This window comes from Paenibacillus xylanexedens, assembly GCF_007680605.1.
GTDB classification, from domain to species: domain Bacteria; phylum Bacillota; class Bacilli; order Paenibacillales; family Paenibacillaceae; genus Paenibacillus; species Paenibacillus xylanexedens_B.
Genome location: NZ_VEIO01000002.1, coordinates 288043 through 308978, shown reverse-complemented (window position 1 = coordinate 308978; position 20936 = coordinate 288043). Strand labels below are relative to the sequence as shown.

At 47.3% G+C, this 20936-nt stretch carries 17 protein-coding genes and 1 tRNA gene; 4 read left to right on the top strand and 14 right to left on the bottom strand.

Annotated elements, in window-relative coordinates; all coding sequences use genetic code 11:
• Positions 1-257 precede the first annotated feature (257 nt).
• The 6 genes from FS818_RS15980 to FS818_RS28810 all read right to left on the bottom strand — a co-directional run bounded on the left by FS818_RS15980 (position 258) and on the right by FS818_RS28810 (position 7959).
• Entirely contained in the window at positions 258-812 is a 555-nt protein-coding gene (locus tag FS818_RS15980) for a GNAT family N-acetyltransferase (RefSeq protein ID WP_145333143.1), read from the bottom strand.
• Between the two features lie 304 nt (positions 813-1116).
• A complete protein-coding gene (locus FS818_RS15975; RefSeq protein WP_145333142.1) occupies positions 1117-3813 on the bottom strand; it encodes a polynucleotide kinase-phosphatase in 2697 nt (898 codons plus the stop codon).
• On the bottom strand, positions 3810-5276 hold the full coding sequence (locus FS818_RS15970; RefSeq protein WP_145333141.1) for a 3' terminal RNA ribose 2'-O-methyltransferase Hen1: 1467 nt from the start codon (positions 5274-5276) through the stop codon (positions 3810-3812). The genes FS818_RS15975 and FS818_RS15970 overlap by 4 nt, the downstream gene beginning before the upstream one ends.
• Positions 5277-5349: 73 nt before the next feature.
• The gene (locus tag FS818_RS15965; protein WP_145333140.1) at positions 5350-6144 is read right to left on the bottom strand and encodes a nucleotidyltransferase domain-containing protein; all 795 of its coding nucleotides are present in this window, start codon (positions 6142-6144) and stop codon (positions 5350-5352) included.
• A gap of 28 nt (positions 6145-6172) precedes the next feature.
• Complete coding sequence (locus FS818_RS15960) at positions 6173-7666, bottom strand: TROVE domain-containing protein (RefSeq protein WP_145333139.1); 1494 nt, start codon at positions 7664-7666, stop codon at positions 6173-6175.
• 193 nt (positions 7667-7859) lie between these two features.
• A tRNA-OTHER gene (locus FS818_RS28810) sits at positions 7860-7959 on the bottom strand.
• Positions 7960-8185: 226 nt separating this feature from the next.
• Here FS818_RS28810 and FS818_RS15955 point away from each other — a divergent pair.
• Positions 8186-9541, top strand: coding sequence for a helix-turn-helix transcriptional regulator (locus tag FS818_RS15955; protein WP_145333138.1), 1356 nt, complete (start codon positions 8186-8188; stop codon positions 9539-9541).
• A complete protein-coding gene (locus FS818_RS15950; RefSeq protein WP_145333137.1) occupies positions 9489-10331 on the top strand; it encodes a WYL domain-containing protein in 843 nt (280 codons plus the stop codon). Before FS818_RS15955 ends, FS818_RS15950 begins: the two co-directional genes overlap by 53 nt.
• A 169-nt stretch (positions 10332-10500) precedes the next feature.
• Here the strand turns inward: FS818_RS15950 and FS818_RS15945 are convergent, their stop codons facing one another.
• The 5 genes from FS818_RS15945 to FS818_RS15925 form a co-directional block, all read right to left on the bottom strand.
• Positions 10501-11001, bottom strand: a complete 501-nt coding sequence (locus FS818_RS15945) for an LURP-one-related/scramblase family protein (RefSeq protein WP_145333136.1) — start codon at positions 10999-11001, stop codon at positions 10501-10503.
• Between the two features lie 206 nt (positions 11002-11207).
• The gene (locus tag FS818_RS15940; protein WP_145333135.1) at positions 11208-11951 is read right to left on the bottom strand and encodes a hypothetical protein; all 744 of its coding nucleotides are present in this window, start codon (positions 11949-11951) and stop codon (positions 11208-11210) included.
• Complete coding sequence (locus FS818_RS15935; protein WP_145333134.1) at positions 11948-12646, bottom strand: ABC transporter ATP-binding protein; 699 nt, start codon at positions 12644-12646, stop codon at positions 11948-11950. Before FS818_RS15935 ends, FS818_RS15940 begins: the two co-directional genes overlap by 4 nt.
• Positions 12639-13034: a GntR family transcriptional regulator gene (locus FS818_RS15930; protein ID WP_090917783.1), complete on the bottom strand. Its 396-nt coding sequence runs from the start codon at positions 13032-13034 to the stop codon at positions 12639-12641. The genes FS818_RS15935 and FS818_RS15930 overlap by 8 nt, the downstream gene beginning before the upstream one ends.
• A gap of 188 nt (positions 13035-13222) precedes the next feature.
• Positions 13223-13783, bottom strand: coding sequence for an STM3941 family protein (locus FS818_RS15925; protein WP_145333133.1), 561 nt, complete (start codon positions 13781-13783; stop codon positions 13223-13225).
• A gap of 232 nt (positions 13784-14015) precedes the next feature.
• Here FS818_RS15925 and FS818_RS15920 point away from each other — a divergent pair, with 232 nt between their 5' ends.
• The gene (locus FS818_RS15920) at positions 14016-16046 is read left to right on the top strand and encodes an alpha/beta hydrolase family protein (protein WP_145333132.1); all 2031 of its coding nucleotides are present in this window, start codon (positions 14016-14018) and stop codon (positions 16044-16046) included.
• 233 nt (positions 16047-16279) lie between these two features.
• Here FS818_RS15920 and FS818_RS15915 read toward each other — a convergent pair whose 3' ends face one another.
• Positions 16280-16969, bottom strand: a complete 690-nt coding sequence (locus FS818_RS15915; RefSeq protein ID WP_186331882.1) for a stalk domain-containing protein — start codon at positions 16967-16969, stop codon at positions 16280-16282.
• A 318-nt stretch (positions 16970-17287) separates the two neighbouring features.
• Between FS818_RS15915 and FS818_RS15910 the strand changes: the two genes are divergently transcribed.
• Positions 17288-18466 carry a MalY/PatB family protein gene (locus FS818_RS15910; RefSeq protein WP_145333130.1) on the top strand — a complete coding sequence of 393 codons (1179 nt, stop codon included), beginning with the start codon at positions 17288-17290 and terminating at the stop codon, positions 18464-18466.
• A gap of 108 nt (positions 18467-18574) precedes the next feature.
• On the opposite strand, the gene FS818_RS15905 is transcribed toward FS818_RS15910, so the two are convergent.
• Both FS818_RS15905 and FS818_RS15900 read right to left on the bottom strand, forming a co-directional pair.
• Positions 18575-19588: an alpha/beta hydrolase gene (locus FS818_RS15905; RefSeq protein ID WP_145333129.1), complete on the bottom strand. Its 1014-nt coding sequence runs from the start codon at positions 19586-19588 to the stop codon at positions 18575-18577.
• A 107-nt stretch (positions 19589-19695) separates the two neighbouring features.
• Positions 19696-20658: a hypothetical protein gene (locus FS818_RS15900; RefSeq protein WP_145333128.1), complete on the bottom strand. Its 963-nt coding sequence runs from the start codon at positions 20656-20658 to the stop codon at positions 19696-19698.
• Positions 20659-20936 lie beyond the last annotated feature (278 nt).

Here is a 20936-nt window from a genome sequence, read left to right as displayed (position 1 = left end):
ATCATTTCTCTCAGAGTTTAACCCCATACTTCTTTAAGCATAAACAACGTTCGCACCCAAAATTAAATTTCCTACTCTCAACTCGCTATTATATCATAAAGATAAATATATATTGAGATAAGCACTTAGGTCTTAAACTGATCCGCACCCTCAATTAACTACCAGGCAGGATAACATTAGATTAAACGGCTGGTCGGCAATGAGATTATACATTAGTCATAATAAATAAATTGTCGAATTAATGTTGTTATATGAATTTATCTGTAATTTTTTATCATATTATGTCTTGGATCAATGAGCCATGTAAACCGTTCCTTATTCATATATACTTCCCGAGCGTTCACAATAGACGGAATCACATCCTCCCCCTTATAAAATACTCTTCCCCCGACTTTCTGGATCGGCACATGGTAAGAGATACGCAAGGCTCTCATCAGCACCGGCTCTAGTAACATGGCATAATAACTAATCTGGTGCTTCTCTGCATAATGAACGATCGCAGATAATAAATCAGCAACATATCGGCCCCGAAAGGTGGACAAAATAGCCAGTTTATCGATCTCTGCAATGTGCCCCATTTCTGCCTGAATCACTGGGTGCTCCAGAAAGGGGCCAATTTCGTTCATGGAACTCTCTCTGGCATAAGGTTTGATTTCAATTGAACCTACATAATGACCTTCCTCCGTAACGACCACATATCTTTCCAGAAACACCTCTGAGAACTCAAACTCAAAACCTTTCTCGTTCCAAACTGTTGTCCATATTCCGTTGAACATGGCAAACTCCAATTCATTTTCTACGCGTTTAAACATTTTCTTCGCTTCCTTTCTGAGTCCTTTTATTGGAAAACTCACCATTACTATCGGTGCATGCAAAGGTGCTATTTATACAAAAACATCAACACCAGGCTTCACCAAACAAAGAAAGAAAGCGAAGAACAAACGGTATGTACCGTTAAAACGGAACAACGCAAAAAAAGGAATGTAACAGGATGGTAAATCATCCAATTACATTCCTTTTCAAGCTCGTCTATGAGCCATGTTACTCTATAAACTCGATCTGCACAGACCAGAATGTCATATTACAACGTGTCCAATAACACTTCGATTCTTAGACCTATAAACGCGGGTCTACGCGTTCCGATTCCAGCGATAAAGAGGCAAGCACACACTCATGAATCCGCTCTATGGATTCTCCCCGCACGAAACGTTCAACCCCTTCCATGCCTAGAGCACTTTCAAGCAGTGCATGCCGTTCCTTTTTGGACGTTTTACGTTTACGAAGACGGGATACATGCTCAGGAGCCAAATAATCCATGCCGTAGATGATATGCAGATAGGCACGTCCTCTGACTTTGAGCGCAGGCTGCATCATTTTGTTCCCATTCCAGCTCCGAAATGTTTCGGGTTTAATGACGATCCCCTCATGTCCCTCAGCCGTCATTTTCACCCACCAGCGAATGACCTCTTCCTCATCCGTCTCATCCGTTATGATCCGATACTCCGTTTCCATCATCAGCGACGACAACTGAGCCAGTTCACGGTTTTGTTGCATGTGCCACTCCTGTGTGCGCTCCCAGAACGTTCCCGTACTGTGAGCCAGTGTGTGAAACGGTGCAATGCGAATGTCTGCAATATCCTGCACGTCCCAGCAATAATATTGGAACACATCCCGGAATGTCTTCGCATTCGCCAGTTTAACCTCTGTTTCCTGCAACCAGTCCGCAACGTGGCGGCCCGCGCTCATAGCCTCGCGAATTTTGTCCACCACAACGCTACGATCCATCAGCGCTGCCTCGGCGACATGCGCATATTGAGATGCAATAAGCTCCCGCGCTTTCAGGTTCCAAGGTACAATCTCTGCATCCAGCAATACAAATTCGGTGGAATACCGTTCGAAATAACCACTTGCGGTCAAGTCCGCATGTAATCTGATGAGCACCTTCTGTTCTGTCTCGGGATCAAAAAAGGATCGGCCTGTACGTGTCACGATGCTCCCCAACATCGGTCTGCCTACTCGCTGCGATGCAGCCTGTTCGTCGCGGAACAGAAGCAGTATCGCTCGGCTGCCCATATGTTTTTTCTCTGCTACCATGCGGGTCACGCCCTGAGAACGATAATAACGGAACGCATCTCTCGGATGCTCCATATAACCTTCTACCGAACATTCACCCGGCGGCGGACTCATCGTTGGCGGGATATAGACGAGTTCCTCCAGTGGCACCGTAAAATGAGAAAAGGTATCCAGTGCCGTCTGCGCCACTTCTCCCTGCACAGCGACATTCAGCCGCGAACCCGTCTGAACGGTAAAACCGTCCTTGAACTTGCGGATGTTGGGCGGTGCAAACCGTTGTTGATTCCAGCGTTTCAACGGACTGTCTGGATCTTGGGCATAGTCTTGCTTCGCCGGTACGCTAACACTCTCCCGTTCCGGCATTCTCCACGCGGTGAGCATACCGCCAAACACAACCCCCTGATCGATATTCACCGTATCATTGACAACTGTAGGATATGGCCTTGGATCATGCCCCCAGACAATGCATTCACCGGACGTATGATCCACGTACCAGTCTTTACGTACGGGCCGACCCTTCTCATCCGTTCCTTCCACATCTCCATAGCGGCAGTAATCCTGAATGCGTTTCGACTGCTTGCCGATAAAATGATCCCGTATCCCGGCATGGGCGACGACCACTTGTCTTACCTCATTCCGTGTAAACACCAGATGAGCAGGTGCATTCAGCAGAAAATGCTTCAACAATTCCCGTACCCTTGCGGCTTCTTCACTACCTCGCTCCTGTTCAAGCTGAAGCAATTCAGCTTCCACCCGTTCATCCCCGTGACTTAAGGTGACATCACGGCCGTCCAGATAACGTGCAATTTTCCAGCCATGGTTACTGTCAACCATATAAGCAAGACCGGCGGCACAGTGTTGTTGCCAGAAAAGCAAACATTTTAACGATTCCGGTCCACGGCTGCTTACATCCCCGACAGAAACGAGCTTCCGTCCTTCGGGATGGCGCATCAGGCCATCTTCCTGTTCAGCGACGTATCCCAGACGTTGAATAACTTCCATCATTTCATCATAGCAACCGTGGATATCGCCAATGATATCAATTCCCGTTCCCATGTCTAACATCAACGGATTCGTTGTGCGTACAAAGGTCACAGGATATGGATGCTTCAGCACATAACTGGCATCGAACCCTTCATCACGGATCGCACGCAGCGTACGCTTGAATTGCTGTGCCTGTTGTTTTACCCGTTGACGGCCACGCGGATGCTTACGCTGTTCGTCACGTTCAAGCAGTACATGCTCCGGTACATCCAGTACTACCGCGATAATGGGGACATGGGATTTGCGTGCCAGCTCGATTAATCGTCCACGATCCTCGGTATACAGATGAGTCGCATCCACCCAGGTCAGCTTGTTCAGACGGCAACGTGTGGCGAGCATGGCTTCCATGGCTTCAAATGCTTTGGCAGATATTTGCTGATAATCAGCATACAGAACATCCGCTTCGCTACGGGGCCGATGCCTCCATTCCACATACTCGTCGTCCCCGACCAGCATGCGGAACTGATCGGACGAGACGACCTCGGTAGCGCGGATGACATCCTTTTCCACAAGCTCTGCAAGCAGCGTACTCTTTCCACTGTTTGAAGGGCCAATCAGCACTACGATGCCTGCATGCGGCAGTCGGATCTCTCGCTGTCTATCCTGCGTATCGCTTTCGATTTGTCGCTGCACTCCATCTGTTCCGTGGTGCGAACGATGGTGATCACCCGCACCTTTCTGCCTTTCGTTTCTCATACATGCTCCTCCGTTCCCCGTGTGAACATCGCCAGTTGTGTCGGCTGTCCGTAGCCTTCCTTTTCCTCACCAATACCCCTGATCTCGTAATCATAATTGCCTTTCTCTGCCCACTCCGCACATCGGCCATTGAATTCCTCCCGTGTCCATTCGAAACGGTGATCATGGTGACGGAACTGTTCTTGCTCCATCGCATACACTTCGTTATATTCCTTATTCGGAGTAGTAACCAGTAGCACTTGTGGCCGATACTCCTTCAGAATCGTTTCCATAATGCCATTCAGACGATATGCCTCAATATGCTCAATCACTTCACATAGGATCATGACATCCTGATGCTGTAGCTGCTCGTCAAAATAAAACAGAGAACCGAGCATCGGCTCCGGCATAGCCTGAACCCCTGCCCGATCCTGCATTTTGGCGAAACGTTCCATCGCCCGCAAACGTGATTGACCCGATGGCTCAACAGCAAGGATTGATTCCACTCCCAAGATATAAGCGAGACGTGCAGACAGCTTTCCCTCACCTGCCCCCATGTCCACAATACGGCGTTTTTCAGGTAACGAAGCCACAATGTCTGTGATCGCGCGGTAACGTAAATCATTTAATCGCACAGGTGTTTCGGATGAATCTACAGTTACCTCTTCAGTTGTCGCCTGATCCGATTTCGATTTTAATGTTCCCTTCTGATCACCTTGCGCTTCTCCTCTCTGCTGTCCTACTCGCAGAGGCTGATCATCCAACGCGCCATGCTGACGTTCATACGTCCGAATCAGTTCGGCAAAATGAAGCGTACGCCTAACGATAAGTCCCTTAAGCGGATGGACATCTAACCAGCCCTCACCGTAACGGTTGATTTTATCAATCTCATCCTCACTGATGAAATAATGCTTGTAGTTATCCAGCACGGGAATCAGCAGAAATAGCTGACGTAAAGCCTGTTGTACCGTTTGTTTACCTCGCAGGGTGATGTGACGAACCGTACTTCTATTTTTCAGGTCAAACGAATACGCCGACTCTCCCCGTTCCACCGTAATGTCATATCCCAAACAGGAGAACAGCTCCTCCACCACACGGTCAGGCAGATCAGAGGCAACCGGGCCAAACTTCAGCTCCAATTCAAAAGCATGATCCACCCACTGCACATAGTCTTCCTTCGGTTTGCCATTCAGAGCTGTGCCCAGCGCATTCCGTATGTAAGAGCAGAATAAACTGCTGGTCACAAACTCCCGGTCATTGATGTATTGTGTGATATCATATCCATCCGGCGTGCCTCTAACGAGATCGACCGGATCAGGCTCGGCATGAATCAACACCTCCGTCTCTTCCTCACTCGCTTTGGTGTAAACCATCCGAACACGCACACCTTTATCTGTCCGGTCATACACATTATTCGGATTTTTGGCGAGCAGGTGGGATACGACCCCTGCGTTCACTCCACTTGCTTTTAGAATCAAATGCATATCTTCTCCTCCTTTCATTGATCTTCAACCCATTTTGTGAGTTCTAATCCCATCCATTAATTCATTTATTTATTTATTGCCAAACTTCCTGTACAGCTGATTGAAATATCCGATTTAAGACCTCAATCTCCACAGTCGCTTGTCCTTGAATCTGCGTAGCCAGTTGCTCTACATGTGCAATTTGAGCCGTAATGTAAGCTTGAATGGCTGGAAGTTGCGGCTCCATATCCAGTTCGTCTCCGGCTTTTTTCCGGCGTAGCAGATCATGAATTTCCGTATACAGGGATGTGTCCGCTGGAACCAAGGTCTCAACGAGTTTGTCAAAAGCCATCGGCGGCATGGTTTCATAACGTTCAATCCAGCCACAGGCCAGCAACGGGCGCAACACATAAAAGTATTTTTTGATCTTCACCTGCTCGCCCTGCAAGTAATCACGGAAGTTTCCCCTAGCCATGTTCAGGTAATGGTACATACATGACTTCGGTGAAAACGTCAGCGGTGACAGACTCCGAATCTGCTCTGCTACGCTATACTGCTCATCATATTGAATCGGGGACTGTAACCACTCCAGCAGCGGCGGGTTAGACTTCCGAAACAGCTTCAATGCTTTGCGTATATCCCATCCGTTAATATCCAGCTGGTCGCTGATCGGACGTTCAATCACATCCCGCTGGTCTTCAATCGACAGATACCACTCCAAAGGTCTGACATAAATAAAACGCACATCGTAGTCACTGTCTTGCGAAGGAAATCCCCATGCCCGACTGCCTGACTCACAGGCATAGATAATGCGAACTTGCTCCTCCTGCTCGATCTGCGCGAGTTGCCTCGCAATGATGTCTCTCATCGCCTGATCTACATTGCTCATCCCTGTTTTCCTCCTTTTCTACCTCGATTTATAATTGAATTTTTCGCACACGCTCCGCAATCGTCTCATATCCGGTTGCTGTCTCTGCAATATATGTCAATACTGCCTCACTCCAGCCATAGATGTAAAAAGTCTGACCATCCCGCGGCGGAACCATGGCCTGCCGGTAAGGGGTAATATCTACAATGAATGCCTGCAGCCCCGGATTCACGGCGCGTCGATAACGTTCTAACTCGGCATAAAATGGACTTCCTTCATTCTGCTGCTCATCCGTAATCATAATGATGCGATCCACCATCTCTTGAGACTCTCTTAGCTCTCGGACAGGTCTTCCCGTATCGGTTCCGCCTTGTGCACGAATCCGATTAGCCTGCGCCAGAATACCCTCGTCCAGCTTGGGGCGGGCATTTTCGACCTGTTGATCGAACAACCAGAACAAGGAGTTGCCCTGCGTTTGTTTGTATAGCGCCAGTGCAAGCACCGAACCGATACGTAAGTAGTCTCCCTGCATAGAGCCTGAGCGATCGAGAAAGATAGCTGTTCTTCCCGGTAACCGTGGCAAATTGTGCACGGACAGCTCCACGGCCTGTTGCAACGCTTCCCGGAATTCTGGCCGCTCCACCATCTCATATGCTTTGACGAAGCGAAAAGGCAAAATCCGCGATTGACGCAGTGCCTCGGCATCCGTCAGACGACGTGTGATGTAAGCAATATTTTTCTTTTTGGCAAAAACTCCGGCACGATCCATCGCATTTAAGTGACGCAGGAGCGCAAACATCGGCATCTGGAGCATCAAAGCTTCCCAAATCGGACGCGTTGGCTGAAGGATCGAGGTCACGACCGAATACGGCAGTTTCCCTTTTTCAATCTGGTGGAGCTGACTGGCAGGGTTACGTGTCGTTTTCAGTTTCTCCAGTGCCTGTAGTTGCGGAAGGTCCACCAGACTGGTCTCATGTCCCCGCAAATAACGGAATAAGGCTTGTTGCCTCTCATCCTTCGGCTTGGGATGTGCGGTGACGATCATATCGCCCAGACTGTACCCACGCCCTCGTCCATTATATTTGATCGCCCAGTATTCGCTGATTTCGTTCAGAAACTGATTGACTTGACGCTTCACTGCACGTCCTCCCTCTCCCCGCCCGCTTCCTCTAAGGATCGTCAGAAAATCGGCCAGATCCGCTGGCGTCTTCACCACATGAGAGAAAACCTGTGCGAACTGTTCTGAATTAATCTTGGACAATACTGCGAGCCCATACAAAGGCTGTAGCCGCATGAAGCCTTCATTCCGAGCATATACCAAAGCCTTCGCCATGAAGTTTGCATCCAGTTCCGCCATCTCCTGATGGCTGCTCCCCGCTTCATGCATCAGCTGTTGTTCATCCGCATAAAACGTATTGTTCAGCGTATTCGTCGTCAACATCTGTATATATTGTTCCTCGACCAATCGCTCATAAGCTGCATATCCATCATGATTATGTACTACAGATTGAAGTGTATTAAATAATGATTTGGCTCTACTCATCACACGTAACCTCCCTTCGGGTAAAATGCTGTGCTTCATCTATGCGATACATTTGATTATCTTCATAAACGCTTTGGGTAATAGCTTCTGAATCTAACGTTGTTGGTTAACGTTTCTTCGTTTCTTATAGAACTTTCCGAGGAAAAAGGGGGAAGGTTTTACCTGCTCTACCGCTGAGCTACACCGCCATAACCGGCGGCGATTGGATTCGAACCAACGACCTGGTCGATTAACAGTCGAAGTAACCCTCCCAGGCGCCTCGGAAATCAGATCAGCCGAGCTAATTCACCGCCCCGCTTCACATCCTTATTATGCATGGAAACCCTCAACCACGAACATGGTGAAAGTATGGCGACTTGCCGTGAATTAGAGTAAGTTGCAGTAACTTGGAGGGAAGTGAATGGTAGTAAGTTGAATTGAAATGACATGGATTTAAGCGAGATATAGCAACTTTGCCATGAAAGCAGACGTTTATCTTGATACAATACAAAGATCACAGTCCAATCAGGAGTGAGAGCTATGGCTAAAGAAAGCTTTGATAAAGAGATTCAGTTTCTGCGAATGCTGTCTCTGACCAGTGGCGCATATAACCGTCAGCAGTATGCCAAACGACTTGGCATTTCTGTACATACCTTTGATAAAACACAGCGCAAGCTGCGTGACATTCGCCAGAGCCTGACCGATCAGCACACAGACAGTGAAATGGGCTCAGAGATGACCGACCTTGCCCGTTTCCAGTACGGCGAGTCTGCCGAGCCGCTGCTACTATTTCTTTTTCGCGCCAAATCCATGAAAGAAACCGAAGTGGAGCGCTTGTCCGTCATATTACATACCCTTCAAGACTCCGCGCTGACCGCGATGGAATTACTGGATGCCTGCTGCGCCGATTTGCCGGAAGAACTGGCCCTGCCGGATGAGAAAACAATCCGTTCGGATCTGAAGTATTTGGAGGAAGTGGGTGTCGTTCGTAAAGAGCCGGGCGGACGTCCTTATCGTTATTCGTTACAGCAGGACGTGCTGACACGGCTCACCCCGGAAGAACAGCTGGAGTTATACGACTTCGTTGATATGATGGCGAACACACAGGTTCCATCGGTGCAAGGATATCTATTGCGGGATAGTATGAAAAAAGTAATTAAAGCCAGTTATCCGCAAGAAGAAGCGACGGAGCCATATATTTATAAGTATCATTATTATTCACGCATTCTGGACGAGGCTCATCTGTACCCCCTGCTTGGGGCAATTCGGCAACGCAAACGAGTGCAGTTCCAGTATTTTTCGCCGAAGAAACCGTCCAGCTACAGCTCGCAAAATACGAACCCGAAATTCGAACGCGAAGCTGGCGGAAGCACCAATCGGATCATCCCGATTGAAGTCGTTTATGATCACCAGTACGGGCGCTGGTATGTCATCGGTTATCAGAGTCGGCGGAGATTCGTGAAGTTTCGTATGGAGGGCATTACCCAGCTGGAGGAGCTTCAACCTATTGAAGAAGAGCATATGCTGGCTTTGAAAAGAGAATGGGCCGACATCAGCCGGTACAGCTGGCTTGTTGATACAGGCCGCACCGTGACGGTGCAAGCACGCTTTTTCCACCCGGGAGATGGTCAGCGCAACTTTATTCTGGATCGCGTCCGGCTGCAGGGACAATGGGGAACCATTACACCCGAAACGGATCATAGCTTTTTGTATGAGATTCAGGTCAACGGTACAACAGAGATCAAACCTTGGCTACGCAGTTTTGGCTCAAGCTGTGAGATTCTGGCTCCGCGTAAGCTGCGTGAGGAAATGATTGAAGAATGGAAGGAGATTGCGGCGTATTATGAACCTGTTCGAGAAGATGTTCAACTACCAGATCATGACGAGACTGAATGAAACCGGACTGTTCACCTGGACTTCGCAGGAACGAGCCTGGCTCCGTATGATGATCGAACATCCGGCTGCACAAGAAGCGCTAAACCCGACAACGTTGACCAAATTAAACCATATGCTGGACGGGGAAAAGCACTTGAATCTGCAAGATTACCTCACGGAAAAAGCAAAAAGTGAAGAGAGCAGTGTCTCTCATCCCCTGCTGAGGCCGTTACGGCAGATGATCCTGAACGGTGAGGGGTTTCAAATGATTGGTCGTATCCGTAGCGGACGCACAAGCCAGGAGCAGTTCGGGTTCCCGTATAAGCTGGAATATTCCATGGTCAAAAAGGAATGGTATGTGCTCTGGTATGCCCCTCACTTTGCAAGGTTAATGTCCACCAAGCTGCATAGCATCACCAAGCTGGAGAGCAGGTCCATTAAACCGGAGGCCGCATCACGCTACAAAGCGAGCATCGCCCTGATCACGGAGAAACGTAAAACGACGATCACGATCGAGGTTTTACCTGAGTTCAATGCGGAGTTGTCCCGTATTCTCTATGCCTTCTCCTGCTTTGAGAGAGAGGTTAAATATAACGAAGCGAACCATGTATACCGTATTCTGCTGACGGTTCCGCGAAACGAGGTCGATTACGTGTTGTCCAAGATGCGTTTTCTCGGTAAACGTGTTCGCATCATCGATCATTCGGCTCTGCAGGAGCGCATGTCCGAGACTGCTGCCAAGGTACTGGCACGATATGCGGACTCCGAGTCCAAACAGCTGGGCCATGAAACGGCTGCGCAAGGTGATTAGCATAGAAAGTAGCTCTAAAACAATTGGCTCAACAACTAGGCAATTTCATCCGATATGATGAAAGATATACAGCAAAAAGGACGAAATGCGATTAGGATGCGATTGACCTGACCGTTACTCCTTCGGTTTGGAGCAGATCAATCACTTCATTTCGTCCTTAATTTCCGATCTACGTAGCACTGCTACTACTGGCTGCTCTTCGTCTTTTGTTAATGGCGTGCACGCCCATGACCACAGCAACCAACTCATACGTGTCTAGATGCTCTGACTGATTATCCAGCACAAATGCCCCTGAGCTAAACCAACCACTGGTACGGCGGAAGCTTACTACGACACGGCCCGCCCCGTCAGTTACATCATATTCCTGCGAAAATGCCGGGGCAGATACATCATAGATGCCACGTGAGCCCGCATCGTACTCATACTTTTTGCTAAAAAAGCTGAATCTTGCTCTCAGCAACCCCAGATGTGTGCCATCTGATGCGGTCACGTCCCAGCGATTGGTCAACATGCGGAATTTGCCGCTGCAGACCAGACCATTTTCATCCGATACATCAAGTGATGATCCAAATACACTTTTCAAATCCAGGTGTCCTGCCCGCTCCTGATCGGCATTCAAAATTTCAGTATATCCGGCGTTGAAAAAGTTATCTCTGAAGTACAATTGCATATCGCTCTCCCCTTCCCGATGTTGTAATGTCTAAAGAGGCTCATCAGGCGAATCCATCTTCAATTACCCATTCGCAGTTATTATACATAAATTTACGTATTCAAACTGGAATAGGGTGCATATATCCCATCATTTCTGCCAAAAGAAAAAACGAGCAGCTCCGCCACCCGTTATATCCATCTTGTTTTCTTTTGCTAAAGAAGGGATCAGACTTCCACTTTTTTCGTGTTCATATAAATCATACCCCATACGAGAAGCGCAGCAAGTGCCATTTCAAACACCGTGGTCCCCCACCGTCCATCCGCCCATATAACACCGTTGGCTGAAAATGAGATGCCTGTGCTTTCTTCGGTGAACTGAAACAGATCATTCGGACTGAACTTTCCTGAAAAAATAACATTTTCCAACCAGCTAAGCAGGTTAATCAGAACAATGAACGTTACAATCCCGATCCATGGGCCTGTTTTCCAGCGGAACGTTCCAGCCACGCTGATGGAGAAAAAGATCATGATCGTCATAAACAGAACAATCCAGCCTGTAAATAACAATGTACTCATGAGTTCTGGAATACTTAAATTCGTTACATCAAAAAACACTGGCAAACTCAGCTTTAGTTTCATTGTGGCATACAGACAGATGTGGACGAAACCAAGCAACAGCAGGCCCAATCCGCAAAGCGCACCAAAAATGATAGGTGATAACACATGAGACATACCCGTGACCGGGATCAGACGACGATTGTAGGAGCGGATGTTGGCCGCATAGGTTTTAATCATTTTCACATAGATGGCTGCTCCTGCTCCGACATATGCCATGATGCCTAGCACATTTGCAGTGATACCGGATGACACAAAAATCATCAGACCCAGTTGAACAATAATCAGGATGGCTAACCCTGCCAGCAGGGTATTCCAGCTTCTTCTAAAATCATACTTCAACAATGTCATCATTCTGCATAGACCTCCTTGAACATCTCATCTACACTCTTTCCATGCTTCAGCCTGATGGTCTCGACTTCCTCATGCATAACTACCTTGCCTTCCCGAATAAAGACCACTTCATCAAAAATGCGTTCAATATCATTTACCAGATGTGTGGAAATAATCAGGCTGCTGTCTTCGTCGTAAAATTTAACGATCGCATCCAGAATTTTGTCTCTGGCTACCGGGTCAACGCCGCCGATCGGCTCATCCAGCAAATATAACCGTGCCTTGCGAGACAATGCCAGTGTTAACTGCAGCCGTTCATTCATACCTTTGGACAAATGACTAACACGCTCATCCGCTGCTAGATTCATAAACTCCAGCATCTCCCGTGCCTTTTCTTCATCAAAATCGGCATAAAAGTCACGGTAGTACGCGATCGCATCACGCACCTTCATCCACTTTTCCGTTAACGGACGATCTGGCATGAATGAAACGAATGACTTCGTCTCCAGTCCAATCGCCTTACCTGTAACCTGAATGCTACCGCTAGCGGGATGCAGCAAACCTGCGACCAGCTTCATCAGTGTACTCTTTCCACTTCCGTTGCTGCCTAGGAGCCCTACAATTCGTCCTGGAGCAATATTCAGGGAGACATTGTGCAACGCCTGTTTACGCCCATATGTCTTGTTGACCTGATTAAGTTCAAGAATGTTACTCATGTGTCTTCTCCCCTTTCCCCTGACTACCTTCTGCCAAAGCGTCCGTCACGATGGACACAATATCCTGCTCTTCGATTCCAAGCTCTTGCATCCCGGTCAGGAAACGATCCAGCAATTCGCCGGCCATTTCTTTCTTGATCATCATGATCTTCCTCTCCTCACTTGTCACATATCTGCCCAAGCCCCGCTTCGTTTCAACGACTTCTTCACGCTCCAGCTCCTGGAACGTACGTTGTACTGTATTTGGATTAATCTGCAATTCGGCAGCCAGTTCACGAACCGAAGGAATTTTATCCCCTGCCTTGAGGGCTCCGGTTACAATCTGACGTTTGATGTATTGCATGATCTGCAGATAGATCGGTAAATTATTATCAAATTCGATAGGCACGATGTTTTCGCTCCTTTCTGTATTGGTGTGTTAGTTACATAGTACACTAGTGATTTAGTATTGTAAAGCCCGTTTTGAAGCATCATCCGAGCGCAATAAAAAAAACAGGTCTCAAAGACCTGCCCTCTAAGCTTATATGTTAATTGAAAAAGGCTATTACGGATTAGGAGGCCTATTTCCCCAACTCTTTATTGCTTCCTCCTGTTCAAAACATGTATGCTGCCTCCCTTACCATGCTGCCAATGATTCATCATCATAAGATACAGTTCGTCGATCGGCAAAGTGATACTGCTTTGCGCAATACTGATGGTTGCATCCACCATATGGCTATTTGCCGTCATCAGCTTGCGCTTCATCCCGTTATGACGCTCCATAAATGCTTTCTCATCCTGCAGTTTAACCCCAATCATTTTTTGCCCCATCAGCTCGTACATAAACATATGTTCAATTTCCCTCCAGGCTACTGCCCCGCCTGAGGTATAAGAAGAAGAATCGACAAACCCCTGTTCATTGATGACAAAGGAAGGTTCTTTTCGGATCATCTTTACCAGGCTGTAGAAGAAACATATGCCAAAGAAGAGGACAGATAACAGACCAAGAACACTGGATATGATGGAAGCACCTGCACCTGAAGATCGGTCAAACATCAGAAAGAATCCGGCACTCACAAAAAGCGCTGCCCCTGCCGTAATCCAGGCCATTCGTTTCCTGCTCGGATATTCCACATGCTGTTCATAAGATGTATTCAAGCGTAACTTCCTCCTCCTTGTGACTAAATCATGTGCAGTTCAAAACAGGAATAGCATTGTACATTAAACCATTCGGGCTAATCCTAAACATTTCCTCTGCGTTTATTCCTTCCTTGTAAAAAAAACTTAACGTCTTTCCATTCGGGAGGTTGTTGTCCTGTACTTGTCTTTCCGTTAATATAAATGGAAAGCTTAGGAAATTATCCAATCTGAATATGTGGGAGGACAAGCGATGAACGAGCAACGTGGCATGACATCGGAAGATTTGTACCAGCTTACATGGGTTAACGATCCAGTCCCGTCTCCCCAAGGCGGACATCTGGTGTATGTTAGTCGGCAAGTGAATGAAAAACATGATGGTTACCACTCACACCTAAGACTACTTCATCTGCATAGCCGGAAGGACAGACCGTTCACTTCCGGAGAAAATGATCATTCCCCAGCTTGGTCACCGGATGGGACACAGCTCGCTTTTATACGCGAAGTGCATGGAAAATCCCAGATATGGCTCATGGCTTCGGATGGCGGAGAAGCGCAACAGATCAGCCACCTGCAACATGGCGTCAGTTCCTTCTTATGGGCACCGGATGGCGGGACTCTGCTTGTAAAGTCTTCTGTGGAAATGAATGCAAATATAGATGAGAAACCGGATACAGCGTCCGCGGAAGATAGCGGCGAAGATAACAAAGAAAGTTCACTGCCTCAAGAAATCATCGTGGACCGAATTCGCATGAAATCTGATGGCGGCGGGATATGGAATGGAAGACGTTCCCATCTCTATATTATCGCGCCAATCAGCGCAGAGGCTATACCTGTAACGACAGGTCACTATGATATCGGGGATTATGCCTGGTCTCCGGATGGAAAACGTATCGCCTGGATCACCGAAATGCCTGAAGAGGGCGCGGATCATAGCGACTTTACGTTGACCAATCATGTGTATACAGCGAGCCCTGATGGGTCAGACATACAGCAATTAACCCCGGAAGGATATACCTTCTATCGGCTTAATTATGCACCTGACGCGCAATCAATCGCCCTGCTCGCCAGTGACCGCTCTTACGGCAATGCTACCCTAGTGAAGCTGTATACACTCCCGATATCGGGTGGAACACCTAAATGCCTGAGTGCAGATTGGGATGTACAGTTGAACCACAGCCTTGTTGGTGATATGCGCTCCCACCTCGTCACGACAGGTCCGCTATATTCACAGGATGGCTCTTCCATTCTGTGTCTAGCTACGATACATGGCAGCGTGCGTATCGCTAGATTTGCATTAGATGGAAGCGGTGCTGATTACCTTTTGCCAGATGAGTGCGAGATCTATCAGTTTGCGGAGCTGGCGCAGGGCCAGATCGTCGCGGCTGTTGCGAATACGCAACAGCCCGGTGACTTGTATCTGTACGAACAACCGGGAGACCCCGGAACCCGGCCTATCCGTCTCACGAACAGTAACCCGCAACTAGAAGAGGATATTTGGCTTAGTACGCCGGAAACCTTCTGGTTTGGCTCCTCGGATGGGCTGCAACTTCAAGGTTGGATCATGAAACCTCACGGTGTCGTTGAGGGTGTCAAGGTTCCGACGATTCTTGAAATTCATGGCGGCCCGCATATGATGTATGGTTTTACTTTTATGCATGAGTTCCAGCTCCTTGTTGCTCAGGGCTATGCTGTTATGTATATCAATCCGCGTGGAGGGCTGGGATATGGACAACAATTCGTGAATGCGTGTCGGGAAGATTACGGCGGAGGGGATTACCGAGACCTGATGGAGTCTGTGGACTATGCTTTGTCCCATTATGCATTCATTGACCCATCCAGATTGGGCGTAACCGGCGGCAGCTATGGCGGGTTCATGACAAACTGGATCGTGGGACATACGGACCGCTTCAAAGCCGCGGTTACCCAGCGTTCCATCTGCAACTGGTTGTCGTTCTACGGCGTCAGTGATATCGGGTATTTCTTTACGGAAGATCAGATTGGCGGTAATGCATGGGAGGACACGGAAAAACTGTGGAAACATTCTCCGCTTGCTTATGTTGGCAATGTGCAAACACCACTGCTTATTCTTCACGGCGAACAGGATCTCCGCTGTCCCATTGAGCAAGCTGAACAATTATATGTTGCGTTGAAACGACGCAAGCAGACCACCCGGCTCGTTCGTTTCCCTGGGGCAAACCATGAACTATCTCGCTCCGGTAATCCACATCTAAGGGTACGACGTTTAGAGCATATCGCCCAGTGGTTCAACGAATATCTGTAAACTCCCATGGAAGTTGAACGAAAGGCTTTTACATGGATCATTTAATTCATTTGGATCTTTTGGATCAATTCAGTGATTACAAAAATTCGGATAGCCGCAGGTTATACTCCAATTTCGCAACCGGATACCTTGTGCATCGAACAAAAACAGCCGATATGCCTGTAATCACGAACGAATCATTACAGGCATATCGGCTTGCTTTTTTTAAAGAATCAGACAACATACGAACTTGCTTATTCTTCTCCCCAGATGACCGTCACTTCATTCAAATCCTTATCGCTTGAAGATGCGTTACCTGTAATCGTTACAGCGTACTTGCCTTCCTCACGACCTAAAATGCTGAATTCGTCAGCTTGAATATCCTCACTGTTTTGAGTCAGGTTTTTATTCTGATAATAGTTTTTGTAGGATGAAGCGAGAGTGCTCAGGCTCTCTTTGGATGTATAAATCAGCACTACTTTTTTGTTTCCATCTACAACATTCTCAATCAGGCTGGTCGCTTTTGCATCTTTAGGCAATGGGAAATCTGCTGGCAAGTACTTGGATTTCACGCCTGAAGCTTGTGTGTTCGTACCTGTCGATGGAGATGAGGATTGACCGCCGCCAGTAGATGCAGACCCTCCTGATGAGCTTGAAGCACCTATGCTTACCTTATTATTTTTGGCGTCATATTTCACTTCTGTATTTAAAGCTTCCGCAATGGAGCGAGCCGGAAGGTATGTACTGCCTTGATACGTAATGGGCGCCAGTTTTTTGCCCTGATCACCTGTCGGTGTAAATTTTTGTCCGTTTACTTCGATGGCAAGTCCGTGATTCAGATAGGCTTTGATCGTTTCCAATTGCGTACCTGCGTAAACACCTGCTGATCCCGTTAACACCATACCAAATACGCCTGCTGCAATCAGCCACTTTTTATTTTTCATGTTCCTTCGCCTCCAAAGTTCAGTATAATTAAGTTTGAGTAATACATATTGAGTTGAATAATCGGGTGATAAAAGATATCGTTCGGATGAGTTCAGTTCATATAACAATGAGTTGTATAAATAAACCTTCAACTCCCCATTCATGTTAGCCATATCATAAGTACTTGATGGCAGGTTGTAAACGATATCTTGATAAATCAGGACTTGGGTCATATAAAAATGGTTTAGAAGTTGCGAAAATACAAGATGTATTAGATAATGATGTCTTGTTTATAGGACCTAACAACGAATGAATGAACTAGGGAGGACTTCTTTGAGATGACAAATCAACATTTGTTTGATACACGGATTGACCGACTATCTACCGGTTCCGAGAAATGGGACGGGCTTGAACCTTTATTTGGTGTAGCGGATGCACTTCCCATGTGGGTAGCCGACATGGATTTTGCCGCTCCCCCTGCTGTTACTGAAGCATTACAGGCCCGGGTAGAGCATGGCATCTTTGGTTACACCCTGCGAACCGAGACCTATCATGCAGCCGTCACAGACTGGATGCAACGCCGTCACAACTGGAAAATCAATGCGGATTGGATCGTATTCACGCCAGGGATCGTACCTGCGCTCAGTATAGCGGTACAACAATTTACTTCACCAGGAGACGCAGTAGTCATCCAGACCCCCGTATACCCTCCCTTCTATGATGTCGTGAGAGATCAGGGGCGGGAACTCATTACGAATCCACTGATCGAAGAACATGGAAAATACAGCATGGATCTGGATCATTTGGAGAGAAGTTTCCAGAATGGAAAGGTCAAAATGCTGATTCTGTGCAGTCCTCACAATCCGGTTGGACGAGTATGGTGTCGTGAGGAACTGGAGGCTCTTGCATCCCTGTGTCTGAAATATAATGTGCTCGTCGTATCGGATGAGATCCATGCTGATCTGGTGTATGAACGTGGAACACATACGCCGCTAAGTCTGATCTCTGAAGCAATCGCAGATCGTAGCATCATCTGCACAGCACCGAGCAAAACGTTTAATATCCCCGGATTAAGTTCATCAAACATTATCATTCCTGATGCCGAATTGCGGGAACAGTTCGCCAAAGGCGTGCGTACCCTGGGGTTGTCCAGTATCAGCACACTGGGAGCCGTAGCAACCGAGGCGGCGTATAACGGTGGCGAAGACTGGCTTGATCAGTGTCTTGCCTACATTCGGGGCAATATGGAGTACGTGCAGCAATTCGTTGCATCGCAACTGCCAGGTATCCGTGTATACCTTCCTGAAGCCACCTATTTGTTATGGGTTGATTTCCGGGAATTAGGGTTGACTCATGCGCAATTAAGCAAGAAACTTCTTCATGAGGCAGGACTCGCATTCAATAGCGGGGTTGTATTCGGCAAAGAATATGCCGGATTCATGCGCATCAACGTAGCCTGTCCACGTGCAACAGTTGAAGAAGCTATGCGCAGATTATTAGTTCTGGCAAATAGATAAATAAATAAAGGGTGTCGCAGTCGTCATGTCATGGTTCTTTTTTCATGGTGAAGCGCTGTGACACCCTCTTTTTCTACAATGGCTATTTCAACTTGAATTTTTGTATCTTCAGTTTTCTTTTTTATGAGCCTGAATAAATTGCACGGATGCCTGTAGCGCCTGCTGTGCTGCTTCACTTCCCAGATCGAACTGGTAATCATGTCCCAGCTTCTCCGGAGATGATTGAAAAAATAACGTTTCTGCCCTGACCCCCTGCCGCTTCAGCACTTCCGCGAGTTCAATTGATTGTACGGTCAAAGGATCATCATTACCAGAAGTAATAAATGATGGTGGAAACGCGGCCGTAGCCTGAAGTACCGTTGACATTTCGTCCAGATGTGGATCATTTTCGTATGCTTTGTTTCCCGTATATGACCAGAGGAACGTTCGCATAAATGGAAAGCCTGTGCTCTCGACAGTATGCAAATGATAAGGCCCACAGAACAAAAGTGTTCCTCTTAGCTGTTCAGACTCCACTGATGGCGTTATATTCATTTGTTTTGCCAGATTGGGATTCGTAAGCAGTGCCGCAGTCTGACTAGCAATCTGGGCACCAGCCGAATTACCGGCAAGAAACAGGTTGCTCGGATCACCCTGATATTCACTTACATGATCTCTGATAAATGTTAGAGCTTGAATGGTTTGCACCACGGGCACAGGGTATGTCGTATTCGGCGCAAGTGCATAATTCATGCTGACCACCACATGACCACGTTTGCTTAACTGCACCGCATAATCGACTATGTCTTTTTTATCACCCATAACCCAACCGCCGCCATGAACCCACAAAATGACTGGCAAGGGTTCGGTTGTTGCAGAAGGATAATAAATGTCCAGCTTACTGTTACTTCGCCCTCCATCTGCATAGGCCACATCGGTAACACGAGTTATCCCTTCCGAAATAAACGATTCCTTATCGCTTTCCTTTGTGGTAAACAACCCAACCCCTGTCTTTAGCAAAAAGACCGTTATTCTGGGTGTGAATTGTGAGCCCATCCCTACAACACCGATAATCAGAAGCAATAAACTGATGGGAATCCAGTAACGCTTTCGTTTCAAACCCGTTCTGCTCTCTGTCTGCACCGCCCTGCACCTCGCTTCATGTTCGATGAATGGTTCTGTTATAGAAGTGTACGCGCCAGAAAAAATCTAGTTTCTCTTCTGCAATTTTCTTGCAGGATCAGGCTCCTTCATTTGGGTCTGTTGTGAATCTCCTGGCTTACTTTAACGTAGATCGCAGACACCTTTTGCTCTAACGTGTGAACATGTTGGCTCGCAACCGTCCATCTCTCAGCCGAAGAAACCAAAGCATTTAGTGTACTTAATACACGTACAGGTTCACCTTTTTTCAGAGATTGTTTGAAGTTCCGAAGCGCATCCGAATACCGTTCTCTGGACAAACTGACTTGTTTCTTGGCCGTTTGAATCTGCTTTTTTACAGCATTTGTGCCATTCAACATCGTTCGCAGCCGCTTCACCTCATTATTTTTCCGCTTCCGTGCTTCAGCAAGGCTCAATTTCTTCGCACGAATATCCGCACGTGCCAATTGCACCAAGGGTTTTAGCGTGTCAGCCTGTGTACGAATGGCCGAACTCCACTCTTTGCTCTGGAGAGCTTTGGCAGCAGACAATTGTTTGTTCAGTGAGCTATACAGTTTGAATAAGGGTTCGTATCGTGCCTGCGTAAGTTCCACTGCCTTCTGAAGAGCCGCCAGTTTCGCTGCATCGGTATTACTGATTGCCTTTCGAAGCTGCACCAACTCAGCAGCGCTCGCTGTATGTAGTTGCTTGGTCTTTTGTTCCCACGTTTCTTTCTGGGAAATCCATTTCCCGGCACTTTCGTACGACTGCTGTAAAGAACGTTTGGTTGATGCATCCGCCTTATTCAATACCGTGTTCCAGGCTTTCTGCGCGGTGACATTCAGCTCAATTCCCTCGCCATGAGCCGTTGCTGTACTCCACATCATTCCAATGCTGAATGTTATAACAAACATCATGCTCAATCGTGATAAAAGGGAATGTCCAACCAGCATCTTTAACCAAAATTGAATATACAGCACCCACTTTGAATGTCCCATCCACATGTTCATTGGTTGCTTCGGCAACGTAAGTTGCTCTACCAACCCTCTCTTCTCCGGTCTTAAATACATCATCCCTCTGCACCCCTTTTTCTCAAAATTAATATGGAATCCCGCGCCACGTTTCGATCTGCATTTAACGCTCAATTCGGCGAACGACAAAAAAAGCACCCGCAAGTCAGGCCTATGCCTGCTCTTACGGGTGCTTCCCTCATGAGCCGTTCCATATAAGATTCGATGAATCAAAGTGTCGCTTGAATCTTTGCTTTTCCTAATATATTCCACAAATATTATCTGGTCAAGCTAAATGTTGAAACACTAAGAGTTCGTAACACATATCTATCTTCGATTGT

Bases quoted from the DNA above. Each gene is read 5' to 3' on its own strand.
- FS818_RS15980 (WP_145333143.1), bottom strand. From the start codon at position 812: ATGTTTAAACGCGTAGAAAATGAATTGGAGTTTGCCATGTTCAACGGA.
- FS818_RS15975 (WP_145333142.1), bottom strand. From the start codon at position 3,813: ATGAGAAACGAAAGGCAGAAAGGTGCGGGTGATCACCATCGTTCGCAC.
- FS818_RS15970 (WP_145333141.1), bottom strand. From the start codon at position 5,276: ATGCATTTGATTCTAAAAGCAAGTGGAGTGAACGCAGGGGTCGTATCC.
- FS818_RS15965 (WP_145333140.1), bottom strand. From the start codon at position 6,144: ATGAGCAATGTAGATCAGGCGATGAGAGACATCATTGCGAGGCAACTC.
- FS818_RS15960 (WP_145333139.1), bottom strand. From the start codon at position 7,666: ATGAGTAGAGCCAAATCATTATTTAATACACTTCAATCTGTAGTACAT.
- FS818_RS15955 (WP_145333138.1), top strand. From the start codon at position 8,186: ATGGCTAAAGAAAGCTTTGATAAAGAGATTCAGTTTCTGCGAATGCTG.
- FS818_RS15950 (WP_145333137.1), top strand. From the start codon at position 9,489: ATGAACCTGTTCGAGAAGATGTTCAACTACCAGATCATGACGAGACTG.
- FS818_RS15945 (WP_145333136.1), bottom strand. From the start codon at position 11,001: ATGCAATTGTACTTCAGAGATAACTTTTTCAACGCCGGATATACTGAA.
- FS818_RS15940 (WP_145333135.1), bottom strand. From the start codon at position 11,951: ATGATGACATTGTTGAAGTATGATTTTAGAAGAAGCTGGAATACCCTG.
- FS818_RS15935 (WP_145333134.1), bottom strand. From the start codon at position 12,646: ATGAGTAACATTCTTGAACTTAATCAGGTCAACAAGACATATGGGCGT.
- FS818_RS15920 (WP_145333132.1), top strand. From the start codon at position 14,016: ATGAACGAGCAACGTGGCATGACATCGGAAGATTTGTACCAGCTTACA.
- FS818_RS15915 (WP_186331882.1), bottom strand. From the start codon at position 16,969: ATGAAAAATAAAAAGTGGCTGATTGCAGCAGGCGTATTTGGTATGGTG.
- FS818_RS15910 (WP_145333130.1), top strand. From the start codon at position 17,288: ATGACAAATCAACATTTGTTTGATACACGGATTGACCGACTATCTACC.
- FS818_RS15900 (WP_145333128.1), bottom strand. From the start codon at position 20,658: ATGATGTATTTAAGACCGGAGAAGAGAGGGTTGGTAGAGCAACTTACG.